Raw genomic sequence first — 15,283 nt, 5'->3', positions numbered from 1 at the left:
ACGCAGGACGATTCTCATTCGGGTCCGGTCGAGGTATCTAGAGGGCGATGTTGACGGACTTGCTCTGGGTGTACTCGGCGATGGCACCTTCACCGAGTTCGCGTCCCCAACCGGACTGCTTGTAGCCGCCGAACGGAAGCGCCGTGTCGAAGGCATTGTGGCAGTTCACCCACACCGTGCCCGCCTTGATCTCGGCGGCCACCTCGTGGGCGCGGGACACGTCCCGGGTCCACACGCTGGCGGCGAGGCCGTAGGGGGTGTCGTTGGCGGCCGCGCGGACGCCGTCTTCCCGGTTGAACGGCACCGCCACCGCGACCGGGCCGAAGATCTCCTCCTGGTACACGCTGAAGTCACGGTTCACGTCGACCAGCAGGGTGGGCTCCACGTAGAAGCCGGTGTCGCCGTGCCGCTGCCCACCGGAGAGCGCGCGGGCACCGTCGGCGAGTCCGGCGTCGATGTATCCGGTGACCTTGCCCAACTGCTCCTCGGAGATCAGCGGGCCGATGTCGTTGGTGGGGTCGAGTCCGGGTCCGATCTTCTGCGCCTTCGCGAAATCAGCGACACCGGACGTGAATTCGTCGAAGATCCGGTCTTCGACGAGCAGACGCGTTCCGGCCGTGCAGGCCTGGCCGTGGTTGAACAGGAACCCGCCGGCGACGCCCGGGATCGCAGCCTCGAGGTCGGCGTCGGAGAAGATCACCTGCGGGCTCTTGCCACCGAGTTCGAGGGACACCTTCTTCAGGTTCCCCGACGCGGCATTGACGATCTTCTTTCCGACCTCGGTCGAACCGGTGAACGCGACCTTGTCGACGTCGTCGTGACTCGACAGCGCCGCGCCGATGTCGCCGAAACCGGTGAGCACGTTGAACACGCCGTCGGGGACGCCGGCCTCGGCGATCACCTCGGCGAGGAGCAGCGCGGTGAGCGGTGTCTGCTCGGCAGGCTTGAGGATCATGGTGTTCGAGCAGGTCAGCGCGGGTGCCACCTTGAACGCGGCCATCACCAGCGGGAAGTTCCACGGGATGATCTGTGCGCACACACCGACCGGTTCACGGGTGGTGAACGCGTGGAATCGGGCTCCGGGCGCCCACGGCACCGACACGGGGATGGTGCGGCCTTCGATCTTGGTGGCCCAGCCGGCGTAGTAGAAGAAGATCTCCGCCGCCCACGTCACGTCGACGGCCTTCGCCACCGCCACGGACTTGCCGTTGTCGATCGACTCGAGCTGCGCGAACTGATCGGCCCGGGCCAGAATCCCCTCGCCGATCTTCCAGAGGATCCGCTGACGTTCCGCGGGGGTGAGCGAGCGCCACGGCCCGGACTCGAAGGCCCGCCGGGCCGCCGCTACCGCCCGGTCCACGTCTTCGATTCCGGCGTGCGGCACCGTCGTGATCACCTGTCCGGTGGCGGGATCGACCGTCTCGAACGTCCTGCCCGACGCGGAGTCCACCCATCGGCCGTCGACGAACATGCGCTTCGGCGACGAAACGAAGTCGACGACCCGGGGGTCGAGTCCGGCGGGGGTGTGAACGACTGCAGTCATCATGTCCTCTTCGATGGAGTGAATGAATCTGTGAATGAATCCGGCTTCTGCAGAACACTTTTGGCGGAATATTTCGCCTCGTCGTGCTGCGGCCTGAACCCACGATAAACCCCGAATGTGTCGCCGGTCACTACTAAATCCGGATGGGAATCAGCGACTGCGGCATTCTCATTCGACTTTTCCGGCCACGACGGCGCCGATTCTCATTCCGGCTTTTCGGGTCGGTGCAGCTGATCCGCCGTGTGCGCCGGCGCAGGCTCCGGAATCGGGAACGCATTCTCCGGCCATTCTCATTCGAGGTGATCGAAAATTAATTCCGATCGGCGCATCGCGCTCGTCTCCTGCGCTAGCGTGCAACTCATGCAGCCCCGGGTTGATCACTCGCGCGGGGCCGGCCGGAGAGTGTGGAGAGCAGGTGCGTGGTGTCCGGTACACCGAGAATCAGAAGTAGATCACCGGTCGCCGGTCTCGAGCGGGCGCGTCTGAGTTTCGTCCAGGTGCTCGGGCAGTCCGTTTCCGCGGTCGCACCGTCGGCCGTGATGGTCACGCTGCCTGCTCTCGTCATACCCGACGCGGGCCGGGCGACCATTGCGGTGTTCGTCGCGGCGGCGATTCTGATGACGGCGGTCGGCTACTGCATCGGACAATTCGCCACCCGGATGGTGGCCGTCAGCGGTCTCTACAGCTACATCGTGAAGGGACTCGGGGCGGTGCCCGGCTTCGGCGGGGGCTGGTCGCTGCTCGTCGGTTACGCGGCCGCGGCCATGGCGAGCACGCTCGGTGCCGCGAGTTACCTCGCCGCGCTGCTCGGCCGAGTCGGGCTTCCGGCGGGGTCGCCCCTCATCGCGGTCCTCGCGGCGATCGTCGGACTGCTGGCCCTTCTCCTCATGGTCCGGGGCGTGCAATTGTCGGCGCGGATCATGCTCGCCATCGAGGTCTTCGCGATCGTGGCCGCCTCCGCCGCGCTGGTGGTCGCGTTCGTGCAATCGGTCCGCGAGGGCGCGACCCCGGCCGCGGGCGGCGCGAAGTCAGGATCCGCGGTCGGGTTCGCCGTACTGCTCGCGATCACGTCGTTCGTCGGATTCGAGAGCGCGGGCACGGTGGCGCGGGAGGCCCGCAACCCGTTCGTCGCCGTCCCGCGCGCCATCCGGTGGACCCCCATCGCGCTGGGCGTTCTGTACGTGTTCGCGGCCGCCCTGCAGTTGCCGGAGCCGGTGCGGCAGGGAGTCGACTCGCTACCGATCGTCCTCACGTTGCCCGACTCGTCCGGCGCAGGTTCGTCGGCGCTGTCGATCGTCATGGAACTCGGCATCACCGCCTCCTGGTTCGCGTGCGTCCTCGGTTCGACGACGGCGCTGTCGCGCACCCTGTTCGCGATGGGCCGCGAAGGGGTGGTTCCGAGTGTGTTCGGCCGGACGCACCACCGGTTCCACACTCCGCATGTGGCGTTGACGGCCGCGATGCCGGTCGTCGTCGCGGTGCCCGTCCTTTGTCTGTTCGTCAGCGGTTCGAGCCGCGACGTCCTGATCGGACTCCTCGCCGTGTCCGCCCACGGCTACGTCCTGGCGTACGTCCTGTTGTGCGTCGCGACGCCGGCGTTCCTCCGGCGGATCGGCGAACTCACTCGACTTCCCGTGCTCGTCGGCGTGCTGACGGCGACCGCGATGGTGGCACTGGTCGGGTGGGCGGCGTTCTCGCGGACGTATGTCGCGGGCGCGGCGACCGCCGTCTACGTGCTTCTGATGCTTGTCGGCGCCGCGGTCTTCGCGATCCGCGCGCGGCGATCCCCCGGAATCGGAGAACGGATGGGTGTGTACGACGAGGCCGTGGCCGAAGACCTGCTCGGCCGGTACCGACCGTGGGAGGTCCGCCGGTGAGCGCCGACGACAGAGCCCTGTCGGGGCGTCAGCCCAAGGCCGTCACCAGCGCCCTGCGGGTGCTCGAGGAGGTGGCCCGGGCCGGCTCGGGTGTCACAGCGAAAGACATCGCGGCCCGCCTGTCGATGCCGTCGGCGACCACGTATCGACTGCTCAACATTCTCGTCGGCGAAGGCTATGTGGTGCGGCTCCCCGATCTGTCCGGGTTCGCGCTGGGCCAGAAGATCGGGATCCTCGTCGACGCCGCCGTCGTGCCCACCGTGTGTGCGGCGGCGCGTGAGGTTCTCGCCGAACTGCGACTGTCGGTGCGCTTCGGGGTCCACCTGTTCTTCTACACCAACGTCGCCGTCCGCACGGCCGACGCGGACCCCGAATACCCGCCGCCGGAGGACGAGTCGTTTCTCAACCAGCACCTCTACGCGTGTGCGGTCGGCAAGCTCCTTCTCGCGGAGAAGTCGGAACTCGAATCCGTGATTCCCCGTTGGGAGCCACGGGCGCTGACGGCCCGCACCATCGTCGTAAGGAGCGAGCTGCTCGCGAATCTGGACCTGATCCGGAGCCAGGGCTTCGCCACCCAACTCGCGGAACTCCAGGACGCGTCGGCCTGCGTGGCCGTTCCCGTCCGGTCCGGAACGGGCGCCCTCGTCGGCAGTCTGGCACTGTCGGGACATGTCGATCACGAACACCTCATGCTGCGCCACGTCCCGTCGCTGCGGGAGCATGCGGAGCGGCTGGCACCGCTGATGGCGTAGCGCTACGGCGTCCGCGACTGGCGGGCGAGCCGGCGGTCGTAGTCGGCGCGCCCGACGGGGTCGACGGCAGTGAGCGCCCGCCGGTCGTCGATCAGACGGCGGCCGAGATCGAGGAGACGCTCCGGGACCACGGCGTCGATCAGATCCCACCCGGCGAGGTACCGGGGCACGGCGGTTTCGGCGCGACGATGGTCCAGCGTCCGGACGATGGCGTCCGCGACGTCTTCCGGGTCGACGGTCGGCATCCCGCCGCCCAGCGGCACACCCGACGACAGTCCGGTGCGCACCGCGCTGGGAAGTACGGTGCTCACACTGACGCCGGCGGGAGCGAACTCCGCCCGGACGGAGGCGGAGAGCCCCACCGCCCCGAACTTGCTGGCGTTGTAGACGGCCATGCCGGGCACGGGCAGCTTGCCGGCCATGGAGCGCCGTCCAGGTCGATCACGGGATAGTTCCGGCCGCCGAAGATGCTCATATTTCGGAGACTAGTAGTATCTGAGTTACGTCGGTAGGCCGAATTTTCCTCCGAGTCCGTCGAAGCCAGGCGATATCCGGTGCGCGGAAATAAGATGAGTGATGACGAAAAACGCGCCGGCCCGACACCATCCGGTCGTCCTCGAAGCCCTCCCGTGAAGTCGACTCTGTCGTCGATCCTCGTCGGGTGCGTGGTGGCGCTCGCACTCCCGTGGGCGCATCTCGCGGTGGCCGACGCCGCGCCCGACTCCGCCATCCGGTATGTCGCGTTGGGTGATTCGCGAGCCACCGGGTCGCTACACGATCCGTTGTCGATCCGAGACGGGTGCTTCCGCACAGCCGACGCGTACCCGCAGATCGTCGCCGACACCCTGCGCGCGGAATCGTACGTCAGCAGGGCGTGCGCGGCAGCAAAGACCGAAAACATCACGGAAAAAACACAATTCACCATCACCGGACCTCAACCACCGCAGATCGGGGCACTCCGGCCGGACACGACGCTCGTCACCGTCAGCATCGGGGGAAACGACATCGCGTGGTCGTCGTTGGTGGAGCCCTGCTACACGCTCGCCCCGGGGCTCGACGCGAACTGTCGCTCCGACGCCACCACCGCCCAGCGCATGAACGACGCTCTCACCGTGCTCGGCCCGAAGGTGTCCACCACCCTGGCTGCGATCACCGAGAAGGCCCCCGCTGCGACCGTGCTCCTGGTGGGGCACGGCGGCATCTTCGGCGACCGCGGTTGCTGGCCCTACATCCCCACCAGCGATGCCGACGCCGCCTTCGTGGTGCAGTTCTTCGTGAGAATGAACAGCGCTCTCGCCGACGCGGCACGGAGTAACGGCGCGTACTTCGTCGACGTGGCCGCCGCCGCGGTAGGGCACGATGCATGCGCCGGATCCGATCTCCGGTGGTTCGAAGGCCTCGTCCCCCGATCGTTCACGATGCCCCTGCACCCCACGCACGAAGGGCTGAGGGCAATGGCGGCACTCGTCGTCGCGACCCGTCCATGATCGGCCTGGTTGCGCCATTCCCTACGTCGTCAATTCGACCGACGACGCCGGAGCGAAGTTCCTCGACCAACCGGGGTTGACACTGATCCCGTTCGCCACGGCACAACCTGTCAGCAACATCCCCGGGCGTGCCCAGATCAGCACTGAACTACTCGCCGACACCGATGCCGATCTCATCCTGGCAACGAGTTCCAACGGCGCATTGGAGAGTCTGGAACAGCAGCCGGCATTCCAATCGCTCGGCGCCGTCGAACGCGGCGCATACGTGCCGCTGGCACCGACGCTGGCGCAGTCCATCGCCTTCCCCTCACCGCCCAGCCTCGATTGGGCACTGGGACAGGTGGTTCCACTCCTCGACTCCGCCGTGCAACGTTAACGACCGCGGAAGCCACTCCCGACACACTCGTCAATCCATCCGTAAACACGTCGATGCACCGCCGCACTACTGGACATCCGACCCAGTGGCGCAGGCGTGTGGTCGTCCGGTATATCTTTAAACAGGCCGTCCGGTTTGTTAACGGGAACGCTCGTAACCGATACCGGCGCTCACACGAAGAACATCGATATCTGTTTCCCGACACGTGGTTCTGTTCCACGCGCCGGGAACGGAAGGACCGCAGTGCTGTTGGCAGAAACGTCACGAACACCGGCCCCCGCGGCCGCGCCCCACCCCGAGGATTGGCGCGAGCTGGCCTCATGCCGCGGAGTCGCATCGTCGGTGTTCTTCTCCCCCGACGGCGAACGCGGTCATGCCCGCGCCCGTCGCGAAGCGAACGCCCAGCAGATCTGCCAGGACTGTCCCGTACTCGCCCAGTGCCGCGACCACGCCCTGGCCGAGGACGAACCGTACGGAATCTGGGGCGGGATGACCGAAGCCGACCGCCGACGGCACGCCCGCCGACTCCGTTCCGGCAGCCGCCGCTGACCGGCGCCTATTCCCCGCGGATCACCGTGCCTCCAGCTTGTCGATGTCGGCGAGGACTTTCTTGTGCCAGGCGATCTCGGTCTGGATGCGCATCTTGGCGTGGGCGACGATGAGATCGTCGGCAGTACTCTGGTCGGGCCATCGGCGATCGAGCTGGTGATCGAACTGCAGCTCGCGTGCCGCGAGGACGGCGATGCGGTCCTCGACGTAGCCGCGGAGCACCTCCCGGTCGAGATCTGCGCTCACAGCCAGGGCGAGGTCGACGGGGTCCGGTTTGAGTTCGAACTCGGTGAACGCCTCGTCGCGGAGCGCTCGGAGTTCCCTGGTTCCTTCCGCCGTGATCTCGTACACGGTTCTGGCGGGCAATGCTCCGTCCCGCTCTGTCCGCAACGGGCGGATCAGACCCTCGTCTTCGAGCCGATGCAACGCACCGTAGAGCGACCCGGGTTTCACCTGTGACCACAATTCGGCTCGATCCAGACGCGCGTCGCGTGCCGGAGACACCAGACTGACCACACCAGCGGTGACGGTCACCGCGTTCGACAGCGAACTCGCCGCCTTCGTCGACGACCTCTACGAGACCAACACCGCAGCTCACGGAGCCGGCCTGGCCGCCAACCAAGTCGGAGACCCGAGGGCGATCTTCGTGTACGACCTGGTCGAGGACACCCGGCGACATCGAGGGCACGTCATCAATCCGATGCTCGAGACTTCGCCGCTGCCCGAGACCATGCCCGACCCGGACGAACTCGAAGGATGCCTCTCCGTTCCGGGCGAGCGTTACCCTACGGGCCGAGCCGACTGGGCGAGGGTGGTCGGCGTGGACATCGACAACAACCCGATCTCCGTCGAGGGCACCGGTTATCTGGCCCGCTGCCTGCAGCACGAAACCGATCATCTCGCCGGGCATCTCTACCTCGACCGGCTCGTCGGACGCAATCACCGCGCCGCGCGCAAGATGATCAAACGGCGTCAGTGGACCGACCCCGGCAATACGTGGGTACCCGGAGCGGACCGTGACCCGTTCGGTTGGTGAGAGGCATGACGTCGGTTCCCTGCTCGGTGTAATAGATCTCGGTGCCATCAGCAGTGGCGACGTACGGCATGACTAATGCTCCTCGTGTGGGTGGTCGGTGACGGGTCGAAGTACTCGGGTCAGACGGCGGCGTCGACCGGATCGGTCCGCGCCACGGACGGGAGGTGCGCATCAATCGAACGACGATGCAGCCAAGTCGAATACATTGCCGAGCACCGCATCGCTCATCGCAGTGAAGCGTTGCGGTCGGCGTGATACATTTGGGTTCACGGATTGCGCTCGGGGCGAAGGTGATTCGCTTGATCGCCGGGACGTTCCTGCCCTTTTCTTCCATTCGGCTGTGCCCGCTCTCGGGCACAGCCGATCAGGGGTGGAGCACCCGAAACCGACGTCCGCGGCTAGAACCCACCGTGTCCACCGAAGCCGCCGAAGTGGCCGAAGTGCCCGAAACCTCCGAAGCCGCCGAACCCCCCGTGGAAGGGCCCGACATCCTGTCGTCCGGGTCCGAACGGCCCCGTCGCTCCCGGCCAGCCCCAGGGGAAACCGGAATCCGGGAGGTCCGTCACGGGCCCCGCATCCGGCACGACACGAGCAGCGGGTGTAACCACATCGGGTACTGTTGCGGCGGAAGCAGTTCCGGCACCGAGAGCGAGCAGGGGTGCGATTGCCGCCGCGGCGACCGCCGTGCGGATTGCGAACTTGTTCATTGTCCTCACCTTCATTTTCTTTCTGTGCTGCGCCGACTTGTGCGGTGCTTGCGATGGGTTGATGATCGAACGACCATTGATATAAATCGTCGCGGAAACGGAACCCCGCGTCGTCACTGCCAGCAGGAGCTTGCGGATGCAACCAGCCGCAATCTCGGTCTTCCAGGTAGCTGCAATGCCATGATTGTTCGTTGTGTGCGAGACGGCGTCATGGCGTGTCGGGCCGGGCGCCGATGAAGTATTCTCGAAGTCGGTCACTTTCACGGTGATCGGGCGCTTTTCTCATGGACGGGGAAACTCGGGGTCGACGATGGCCGAATTCCATCCTCCGGCGACGCGGTCCGATCCGCTCGGGGCGATTGCGGTAGAGCTGGCCGCGGCCGGCTTCGACGATGCCCACGAAGTCGGACGCGGCGGTTTCGGAGCGGTCTACTGCTGCTGGCAGCGCTCGCTCGAACGCACTGTTGCCATCAAGGTGCTGACTGCCGCTGCCGCGCTCGACTCGGACAATCTCGACCGGTTCCTCCGCGAGCAGCACGCCATGGGCAAACTGTCCGGGCATCCCAATATCGTCAGCATCTTCCAGAGCGGTACCACGGAATCGGGCATGCCCTACATCGTGATGCAGTACCACCCACGCAACTCCCTCGACGCACTGATCCGCGAGGCAGGCCCTCTGAGCTGGCAGGACTGTCTGCATATCGGGGTCAAGATCGCCGGGGCGCTCGAGACGGCACACCGGCGAGGCACCCTCCACCGCGACATCAAGCCCGCGAACATCCTGCTCACCGAGTACGCGGAGCCTCAACTGACCGACTTCGGCATCGCACGAATCGCGGGTGGCTTCGAGACCGCCACCGGCCTCATCTCCGGTTCCCCCGCGTTCACCGCACCCGAGGTACTCCAGGGACAGACCCCCACACCGGCGTCGGATCTCTACAGCCTCGGCGCCACGCTCCTGTGTGCGCTCAACGGTCACGCGGGCATCGAACGCCCCCGAGCCGAGCAGACGGCCACCCAGGTGCCGCAGACCCCCGACGGAACGATGTCCAATGCGACGCAGACCGACATTCCCGCCGACGTGCGCTCCGCCATCAACCATGTGATGGCGGGCAACATCGAGGATCGTCCCGCGAGCGCCGCCGAGTTCGGGGAGGAGTTGCGGCGGATTCAGCGCCGCCACGGCCTGACCGTCGACGACATGGCGGTGCCCACCGACCTCGGCGACCCCCACGACCGCGACCATCCGCAATCGGCTCGGGCCCGGGCAAGCTCGGAGAGCAGGCCGGTGACGACACGTCTGCGGGTGATCCTGGCCGAAGACGACGTCCTGCTCCGCGAGGGGTTGGCGAGCCTGCTCACGCGCTCCGGCTTCGACGTGCTGGAACAGGCCGGCGACGCAACCACACTCCTCGAACTGGTCCGTGAGCGAGCCCCCGACCTGGTGATGGTCGATATCCGAATGCCCCCGACCCACACCACCGAAGGGCTCGACGCGGCCCGGGCGATCCGCGACGAATTCCCCGAAGTCGGCATCCTGGTCCTGTCCGCGCACGCCGACGTCGAACACGCGATGGAGCTACTCGCCAGCGGCCGCGGAATCGGCTACCTACTCAAGAGCCGCATCACCGACGTGGACGATTTCATCGACACCCTCCAGCGCATCGCCGCGGGGGCCTCCGTCGTCGACCCCGCGCTGGTTCAGGAGTTGGTCTCCGCCCGCAGGCGCAACGACCCGCTCGCCGCACTCAGCGCGCGGGAGCGGGAGGTACTGGCCCTCATGGCGGAGGGACGTTCCAACGCCGGCATCGCCCGCCGACTCTGGGTCACCGAGGGCACCGTCGAGAAACACGTACGCAGCATCCTCACCAAACTGAACCTCCCCGAGACCGGCGACGATCACCGTCGAGTTCTCGCGGTCGTCACCTTCCTCGAGGCCCGCTGACCGGAGCCACCGGCTCCCCTTCGGTTCCGTCACCGGCACCGAGCAGATCCCGGATCGCCTCGGACGACAGCTCGGACTTCGACACGAAACCCACCGCGGGGCTCCCGGCGATCAAGTCCGCCAGGTCCTGCTCGGCGTGGGTGGAAATCAAGATCACCGCAGCCGGGAACGCGTCCTCGTCGAGCCGCTCCGCGAGTTCGAATCCACTCTCCGCGCCGAGTTCGACGTCGACCAGGATGACATCGGGCTGCAACTCCGCGGCCGACCGGACCGCGTCGGCGGTGTTCGACGCAATGCCGACCACCGTGATGCCCTGCCGCTCGAGCAGTCGCCGAGCAGTATCCGAAAAACGTGGGCTGTCATCGACGATCAGGCACCGTAGACGACCGAATTGCAACACCATGTCTTCCATGGTTGACCTGATACTCCCGGGTACGCATTCCCGCTAGCAGGTAAATCCCGTTCGGTCACTCGTCGGCGACCGGGATGGTGATGTCCAGCATGGTCCCGTGACCGGGGGGACTCGTGATCAGCATGTGGCCGCCAAGGGCCTCCACACGGTCCTGTAGTCCGATGAGGCCGGAGCCCGCACCGGACGAGGCGCCGCCGACGCCGTCGTCCCCGATCACCAGGTGCAGAGTGCCGTCCTCCGCCCGCAGGGACACATCCACCTCGGAGGCGTGGGCGTGTTTGGCGGCGTTGGTGAGCGCCTCGGCGACCACATAGTAGGCGGCTACCTCGACCGATTCGGAGAACCGGCCCTCGATCGCGACGTCGAGAGCAACGGGGACTGCGGAACGACGAGCCAGCGTCCGCACCGCCGATCCCAGCCCGCCCTTCGACAGGATCGCCGGATGGATCCCGTGCGAGAGTTCCCGCAGATCCTCCGACACACCCGTGAGCCCCGAGGCGATGGCCGACAACTGCTCGCGCACGTCCCCCCACTCGGCCGGCACCGACGCCTCCGCCATCCGCACCTCCAGTCCCAGCGACACCAGCCGCTGCTGGGCCCCGTCGTGCAGGTCACGTTCCAGGCGACGCCGGGCCTCGTCGGTTGCCGTGATGATCCTGGCCCGCGAGGCGATCAGTTCGGCACGGGTCGCCGCATTGGCGATCGCGGTCGCGACGAGATCGGCGAAGTCACCGAGTCGGACCTCGGTGTCCGCGGGCAGCGGCTCGGTGCGCCGCGATCCGACGATCGCCGCGCCCCACACCCGTTTGTCCACGACGATCGGGACTCCCACGATCGACCCGAAGCCCTCGGCACGAATGCGGGTAGCAACTGCCCCACCGACATCTTCGTGGTTGTCGATCCTGGCGCCGTGGCCGGTGCGCAAGACGATCGCCCCGACGTCGTCGCCCTCCGTCGAGATCCTGTCTCCGGTGACGGGCATCCGAGTTTCCCCCGGCTCGTATCGAACGGCGACCAACGTCCCTGTGCCGTCTCCCTCGTAGCGAAGCAACACGGCGTCGACCACATGCAGCCAGAGCGCGAGTTCTTCGGCCACCGCCGTGAACACCTCCGAGGGGCTCACCCCACGCGCCGTCAACGTCGCCACCCGACGTAGTGCGGCTTGGTGTTCGGCGAGGATCGCGAGCTCGTCCCGGCTCGCCTCCGCCTCCCGGCGGCGCAGAACCGCTTCCGCGGTACGCAATCTGGCCTGGCCCGCCATGAGGTTGGCCACCAGAGCGACCGGCAGGAAGACCACGATGGCCACCCAGTCGCCGGCTTTGGCCGGAAGCAGGGTCCCCGCCACCTGAAGGTGAAAGTAGACGTAGACGAACGCGCTCACCAGAGTCGTCATTACCGACAGCGCAAATCCCCACCGAGCCGAGACCACCAGAACTCCGAGCAGGAACACCGCACCGAATGCATTTTGCGGCGCTACCTTGTCCAGCTGATGCACCACAACGGTTTCCACGGTGATCACGGTGGCGGCGACCACGATCCCCAACCACAACGGCGGGGTCGTCGGACGCACCAGCAGCGATATCAGACGCGCAGGCATCTGGTGCGCGTCCGCGTCGAAAGCCGCCCAGGGGGCCTCCGCGCCGCGCCGCGACAGGGCTCCATGTGACCGCCGTGACCACTTTCGCGTCATCGTGCATGCTCGGATCAGTCGTGGAGTACTCGGACAGACCTCGATGAGCATCATATCGAGCTGCCGGTCCGGTCTCATCCGACCGAGTTCCCGTCACTCGGCTGACACCCGCCGATGTCGCTACGCTGGGCACAGGCCGATGCAGTAAACCTTGGGAGGAAGCGGTGGTAGCCGTACAGATACAGGTGGGTGATCTGGTGCAGGCGTCCGGTCACGCCGGTCCCTGGCTGGTGGTCGAGCTCAGCAAGGGCATGGCCTCGCTGCAGCATCCCGACGGCCATCGGCTCTCGGTCCGGACGACGGCCCTGTCCGTGGTGCACAAGGCGACGAGCCCGGCCGGCGAGGTCGAACCGGCCGACCGCGAACAGCCGGGAGAGGCCCCCACCCTCTTCGACTAGTCGACGATCGTGGTGACGATCGACGTGGCAGCCGGGGTCCGCGGGGTCGAGCCGAACCCGAATCGGACGGGCGGATCCACCGGCTGCAGCGCGCCGAGGTCCCGGCCGCGCCAGGATGCGGACATTCCCACCACCCGCCGCTGATCGACGGCGCCGTAGTACTCTCGGCGCCCGTTGCCTGCGGTGCCGCGGGTACGCACACCACAGAGAACGACACGGGCGATCGGGTCGCTGACCACACAGAACCACGGTGCACTCGCGAGCGCCCGCGGGATCAGGTTCAGCAATCGTCCGAGCGTGGTGCGGGCGCCGAGCTCGAAACTCACGCGCAGGTCCCCGCCCTCGACGGTCCGGCTGCCGCCGGACCGCGAGCACCGGACGGACGCGATCACGGTCTCGTCGAAGACGTACGTCGCGGTGACGAAGTCGCGGACCACCTCCGACGGGGCGAGCAGCACGCGGTGACCGTCCGCGAGTTCGACCATGACATCCGTGAACTCACCGAGCGGTGATCGCGACCAGTGTCCGACGACGATGCGCACGCCCGAGCCGGTGCCCAGGCCCGTGATCTCCCCGTCGAACCGCCATCTGGTCATTTGGTCAGCGTATGCGCGGTCACTCCGTCAGGTGTCGGTACTTCGCGCCGCTCCGGTCCGACAGCACGGTGCGGAGAATGAATCGTGTTTGCGCCGTGATGTATTGGTCCACCGTGTAGCGGGACGCGAAATGCCAGTGCTTGAGCGCCCACCCGTGCGCGAGCATCATCATGTCGAACGTCGTCAGATCGACGTCGAGATCGCTCGCGATGCCCGCGGCGATCGCGGCGTCGAGGGCGTCGTGGAGCGGCTTGGACGTCGCCACCTCGAGTTCCTTGATCCGCTCACGCCCGTCCTGGTCGAGCGTCCGGCTCTCCCGATACGTCAGCACGACGGCATCCAGATTCTCGTCGACGATCTCGACATAGCGCCGGAACCCGGCCACCAGCCGCTCGACGGGGTCGGTTCCCGCTGCGTCCATCGCGGGCTCGAGCTGATCGCGGAAGGCGTCGAGGATGTCGACGATCGTGGCGAGGAGGATGTCCTCCTTGCCGCCGAAGTATTTGTAGATCAGCCCGACGCTCACCTGTGCCTCGTCGGCCAGCGCCTGCATGGACATCTGGTGGAAGCCGGTCCGCTGCATCACCGTGACCGCGGCGTCGAGCACCTGACGTCGCCGCGAGCTGACACGGACGGCGCGGACGGCTTCGTCGAGTGGAAGGGCGGACGTGTCCTTCGCCATGACAGATGACCTCTCCTTGCTGGCAGAACCTGCGGTGAACGAGTATTCACAGTATCCCGCGCGGGGCCGGAACCGCAGTCCGGCCCGCGTCAGATCCCGAGATCCTTCGCGACGATGGTCTTCATGATCTCGGTGGTACCGCCGTAGATCGTCTGGATCCGAGCGTCCACGAACGCACGCGCCACCGCATATTCACGCATGTATCCGTACCCGCCGTGCAGTTGCAGGCACCGGTCGGCCACGCGAACCTGCAGTTCGGTGGTCCACCACTTGAGCCGCGCCGCACGGGCCGGGGTCAGTTCTCCGCGGACGTGCTGCCGGATGCAGTCGTCGAGATAGGTCCGGGCCAGATCGAGTTCCGTGGCCAGCTCCGCGAGAACGAACTGGGTGTTCTGGAGACCGGCGATCGGCTTTCCGAAGGCGCTGCGTTCCTTCACATATTCCAGGGTCTGCTCGAGCACTCCCTCGGCGGCCGCGACCGCGCCGACGGACAGCGAGAGGCGTTCCTGCGGCAGATTGTGGACGAGTTGATAGAAACCCTGCCCCTCCTCGCCGAGGAGGTTGGCCACCGGCACGCGCATGTCGGCGAACGTCAGCTCGCTCGTGTCCTGGGCGTGCAGCCCGATCTTCTCCAGATTGCGGCCCCGGGAGAATCCCGGCGTGCCGGATTCGACGACGAGCAGCGACAGCCCCTTGTGCTTGTCTGCCGACATGCGCACGGCGACGACGAAGAGCGTGCCGTTCTGACCGTTGGAGATGAACGTCTTGCTGCCGTTCACCACGTAATGGTCGCCGTCGCGCACTGCCGTGGTGCGGATCCCGGTGAGGTCACTGCCGGTGCCCGGCTCCGTCATCGCGATGCCGAGAATCGTCTCACCGGTGACGGTTCCGGGAAGCCAGCGCGCCTTCTGCTCCTCGGTCGTCATGTCCGTCAGGTACGGCAGCACGACGTCGTTCTGCAGAGAGAATGCGATGCCCGCGGCGGCGGCACCCGCCCGATTGACCTCGTCGACGACGATCGCGTTGTAGCGGAAGTCCTCGACGCCGGGGCCGCCGTAGGCTTCGGGAACCGGGAAGCCGAGCAGCCCCTGCTTACCCGCGTCGGTGAACAGTGCCGGGTCGAGGCAGCTTTCGCTCTCCCACTGCTCGTGCCTCGGGACGATCCGCTCGCGCACGAAGCTGCGGACACTGTCCCGGAACTGGTGGTGCTCGGACTCGAATTCGATGGTCATC

General features: G+C 66.8%; 16 protein-coding genes and 1 pseudogene. 8 read left to right on the top strand and 9 right to left on the bottom strand.

Features of this window, described 5'->3' with window-relative positions; all coding sequences use genetic code 11:
* Positions 1–37: 37 nt before the first annotated feature.
* Entirely contained in the window at positions 38–1,543 is a 1,506-nt protein-coding gene (locus tag HGB39_RS09055; protein ID WP_064080437.1) for an aldehyde dehydrogenase family protein, read from the bottom strand.
* Between the two features lie 422 nt (positions 1,544–1,965).
* On the opposite strand from HGB39_RS09055, the gene HGB39_RS09050 reads away from it, so the two are divergent.
* The gene (locus tag HGB39_RS09050) at positions 1,966–3,420 is read left to right on the top strand and encodes an APC family permease (protein WP_211281130.1); all 1,455 of its coding nucleotides are present in this window, start codon (positions 1,966–1,968) and stop codon (positions 3,418–3,420) included.
* Complete coding sequence (locus HGB39_RS09045; RefSeq protein ID WP_005260968.1) at positions 3,417–4,172, top strand: IclR family transcriptional regulator; 756 nt, start codon at positions 3,417–3,419, stop codon at positions 4,170–4,172. Before HGB39_RS09050 ends, HGB39_RS09045 begins: the two co-directional genes overlap by 4 nt.
* A 2-nt stretch (positions 4,173–4,174) precedes the next feature.
* On the opposite strand, the pseudogene HGB39_RS09040 reads toward HGB39_RS09045, so the two are convergent.
* Positions 4,175–4,597, bottom strand: a pseudogene (locus HGB39_RS09040) (SDR family NAD(P)-dependent oxidoreductase); the annotation flags it as partial.
* Between the two features lie 204 nt (positions 4,598–4,801).
* Here HGB39_RS09040 and HGB39_RS09035 point away from each other — a divergent pair.
* The 3 genes from HGB39_RS09035 to HGB39_RS09025 all read left to right on the top strand — a co-directional run bounded on the left by HGB39_RS09035 (position 4,802) and on the right by HGB39_RS09025 (position 6,584).
* Positions 4,802–5,659, top strand: a complete 858-nt coding sequence (locus tag HGB39_RS09035) for an SGNH/GDSL hydrolase family protein (RefSeq protein ID WP_064080436.1) — start codon at positions 4,802–4,804, stop codon at positions 5,657–5,659.
* A gap of 76 nt (positions 5,660–5,735) precedes the next feature.
* Positions 5,736–6,035 (top strand): TroA family protein, encoded by a 300-nt coding sequence (locus HGB39_RS09030; RefSeq protein WP_054247699.1) that lies wholly within the window; start codon positions 5,736–5,738, stop codon positions 6,033–6,035.
* A gap of 243 nt (positions 6,036–6,278) precedes the next feature.
* Entirely contained in the window at positions 6,279–6,584 is a 306-nt protein-coding gene (locus HGB39_RS09025; protein WP_005260971.1) for a WhiB family transcriptional regulator, read from the top strand.
* 21 nt (positions 6,585–6,605) lie between these two features.
* Here HGB39_RS09025 and HGB39_RS09020 read toward each other — a convergent pair whose 3' ends face one another.
* Positions 6,606–7,118: a PadR family transcriptional regulator gene (locus tag HGB39_RS09020; RefSeq protein ID WP_005260972.1), complete on the bottom strand. Its 513-nt coding sequence runs from the start codon at positions 7,116–7,118 to the stop codon at positions 6,606–6,608.
* Here HGB39_RS09020 and HGB39_RS09015 point away from each other — a divergent pair.
* Positions 7,108–7,620 (top strand): peptide deformylase, encoded by a 513-nt coding sequence (locus tag HGB39_RS09015; protein WP_005260973.1) that lies wholly within the window; start codon positions 7,108–7,110, stop codon positions 7,618–7,620. The two genes, HGB39_RS09020 and HGB39_RS09015, sit on opposite strands and share 11 nt — an antisense overlap.
* Before the next feature lie 398 nt (positions 7,621–8,018).
* Here the strand turns inward: HGB39_RS09015 and HGB39_RS38510 are convergent, their stop codons facing one another.
* The gene (locus HGB39_RS38510; protein ID WP_242322654.1) at positions 8,019–8,585 is read right to left on the bottom strand and encodes a hypothetical protein; all 567 of its coding nucleotides are present in this window, start codon (positions 8,583–8,585) and stop codon (positions 8,019–8,021) included.
* A gap of 52 nt (positions 8,586–8,637) precedes the next feature.
* Between HGB39_RS38510 and HGB39_RS40500 the strand changes: the two genes are divergently transcribed.
* Entirely contained in the window at positions 8,638–10,272 is a 1,635-nt protein-coding gene (locus HGB39_RS40500; protein ID WP_005260975.1) for a protein kinase domain-containing protein, read from the top strand.
* Here the strand turns inward: HGB39_RS40500 and HGB39_RS09000 are convergent.
* Together HGB39_RS09000 and HGB39_RS08995 are read right to left on the bottom strand one after the other, a co-directional pair.
* A complete protein-coding gene (locus HGB39_RS09000) occupies positions 10,250–10,684 on the bottom strand; it encodes a LytR/AlgR family response regulator transcription factor (protein ID WP_043787868.1) in 435 nt (144 codons plus the stop codon). The two genes, HGB39_RS40500 and HGB39_RS09000, sit on opposite strands and share 23 nt — an antisense overlap.
* A 55-nt stretch (positions 10,685–10,739) precedes the next feature.
* The gene (locus tag HGB39_RS08995; RefSeq protein ID WP_005260977.1) at positions 10,740–12,281 is read right to left on the bottom strand and encodes a GAF domain-containing sensor histidine kinase; all 1,542 of its coding nucleotides are present in this window, start codon (positions 12,279–12,281) and stop codon (positions 10,740–10,742) included.
* A gap of 257 nt (positions 12,282–12,538) precedes the next feature.
* On the opposite strand from HGB39_RS08995, the gene HGB39_RS08990 reads away from it, so the two are divergent.
* A complete protein-coding gene (locus HGB39_RS08990; protein WP_005250954.1) occupies positions 12,539–12,772 on the top strand; it encodes a hypothetical protein in 234 nt (77 codons plus the stop codon).
* On the opposite strand, the gene HGB39_RS08985 is transcribed toward HGB39_RS08990, so the two are convergent.
* The 3 genes from HGB39_RS08985 to HGB39_RS08975 all read right to left on the bottom strand — a co-directional run bounded on the left by HGB39_RS08985 (position 12,769) and on the right by HGB39_RS08975 (position 15,282).
* Positions 12,769–13,368: a hypothetical protein gene (locus HGB39_RS08985; RefSeq protein ID WP_005562747.1), complete on the bottom strand. Its 600-nt coding sequence runs from the start codon at positions 13,366–13,368 to the stop codon at positions 12,769–12,771. The two genes, HGB39_RS08990 and HGB39_RS08985, sit on opposite strands and share 4 nt — an antisense overlap.
* A gap of 19 nt (positions 13,369–13,387) precedes the next feature.
* Entirely contained in the window at positions 13,388–14,050 is a 663-nt protein-coding gene (locus HGB39_RS08980; RefSeq protein ID WP_005562749.1) for a TetR/AcrR family transcriptional regulator, read from the bottom strand.
* Between the two features lie 89 nt (positions 14,051–14,139).
* The gene (locus tag HGB39_RS08975; protein ID WP_005260981.1) at positions 14,140–15,282 is read right to left on the bottom strand and encodes an acyl-CoA dehydrogenase family protein; all 1,143 of its coding nucleotides are present in this window, start codon (positions 15,280–15,282) and stop codon (positions 14,140–14,142) included.
* Between the last annotated feature and the right edge of the window lies 1 nt (position 15,283).

The sequence above is a fragment of the Rhodococcus opacus genome (assembly GCF_012396235.1).
Lineage (GTDB): Bacteria > Actinomycetota > Actinomycetes > Mycobacteriales > Mycobacteriaceae > Rhodococcus_F > Rhodococcus_F opacus.
This window is presented reverse-complemented; position numbering and strand designations above follow the sequence as displayed.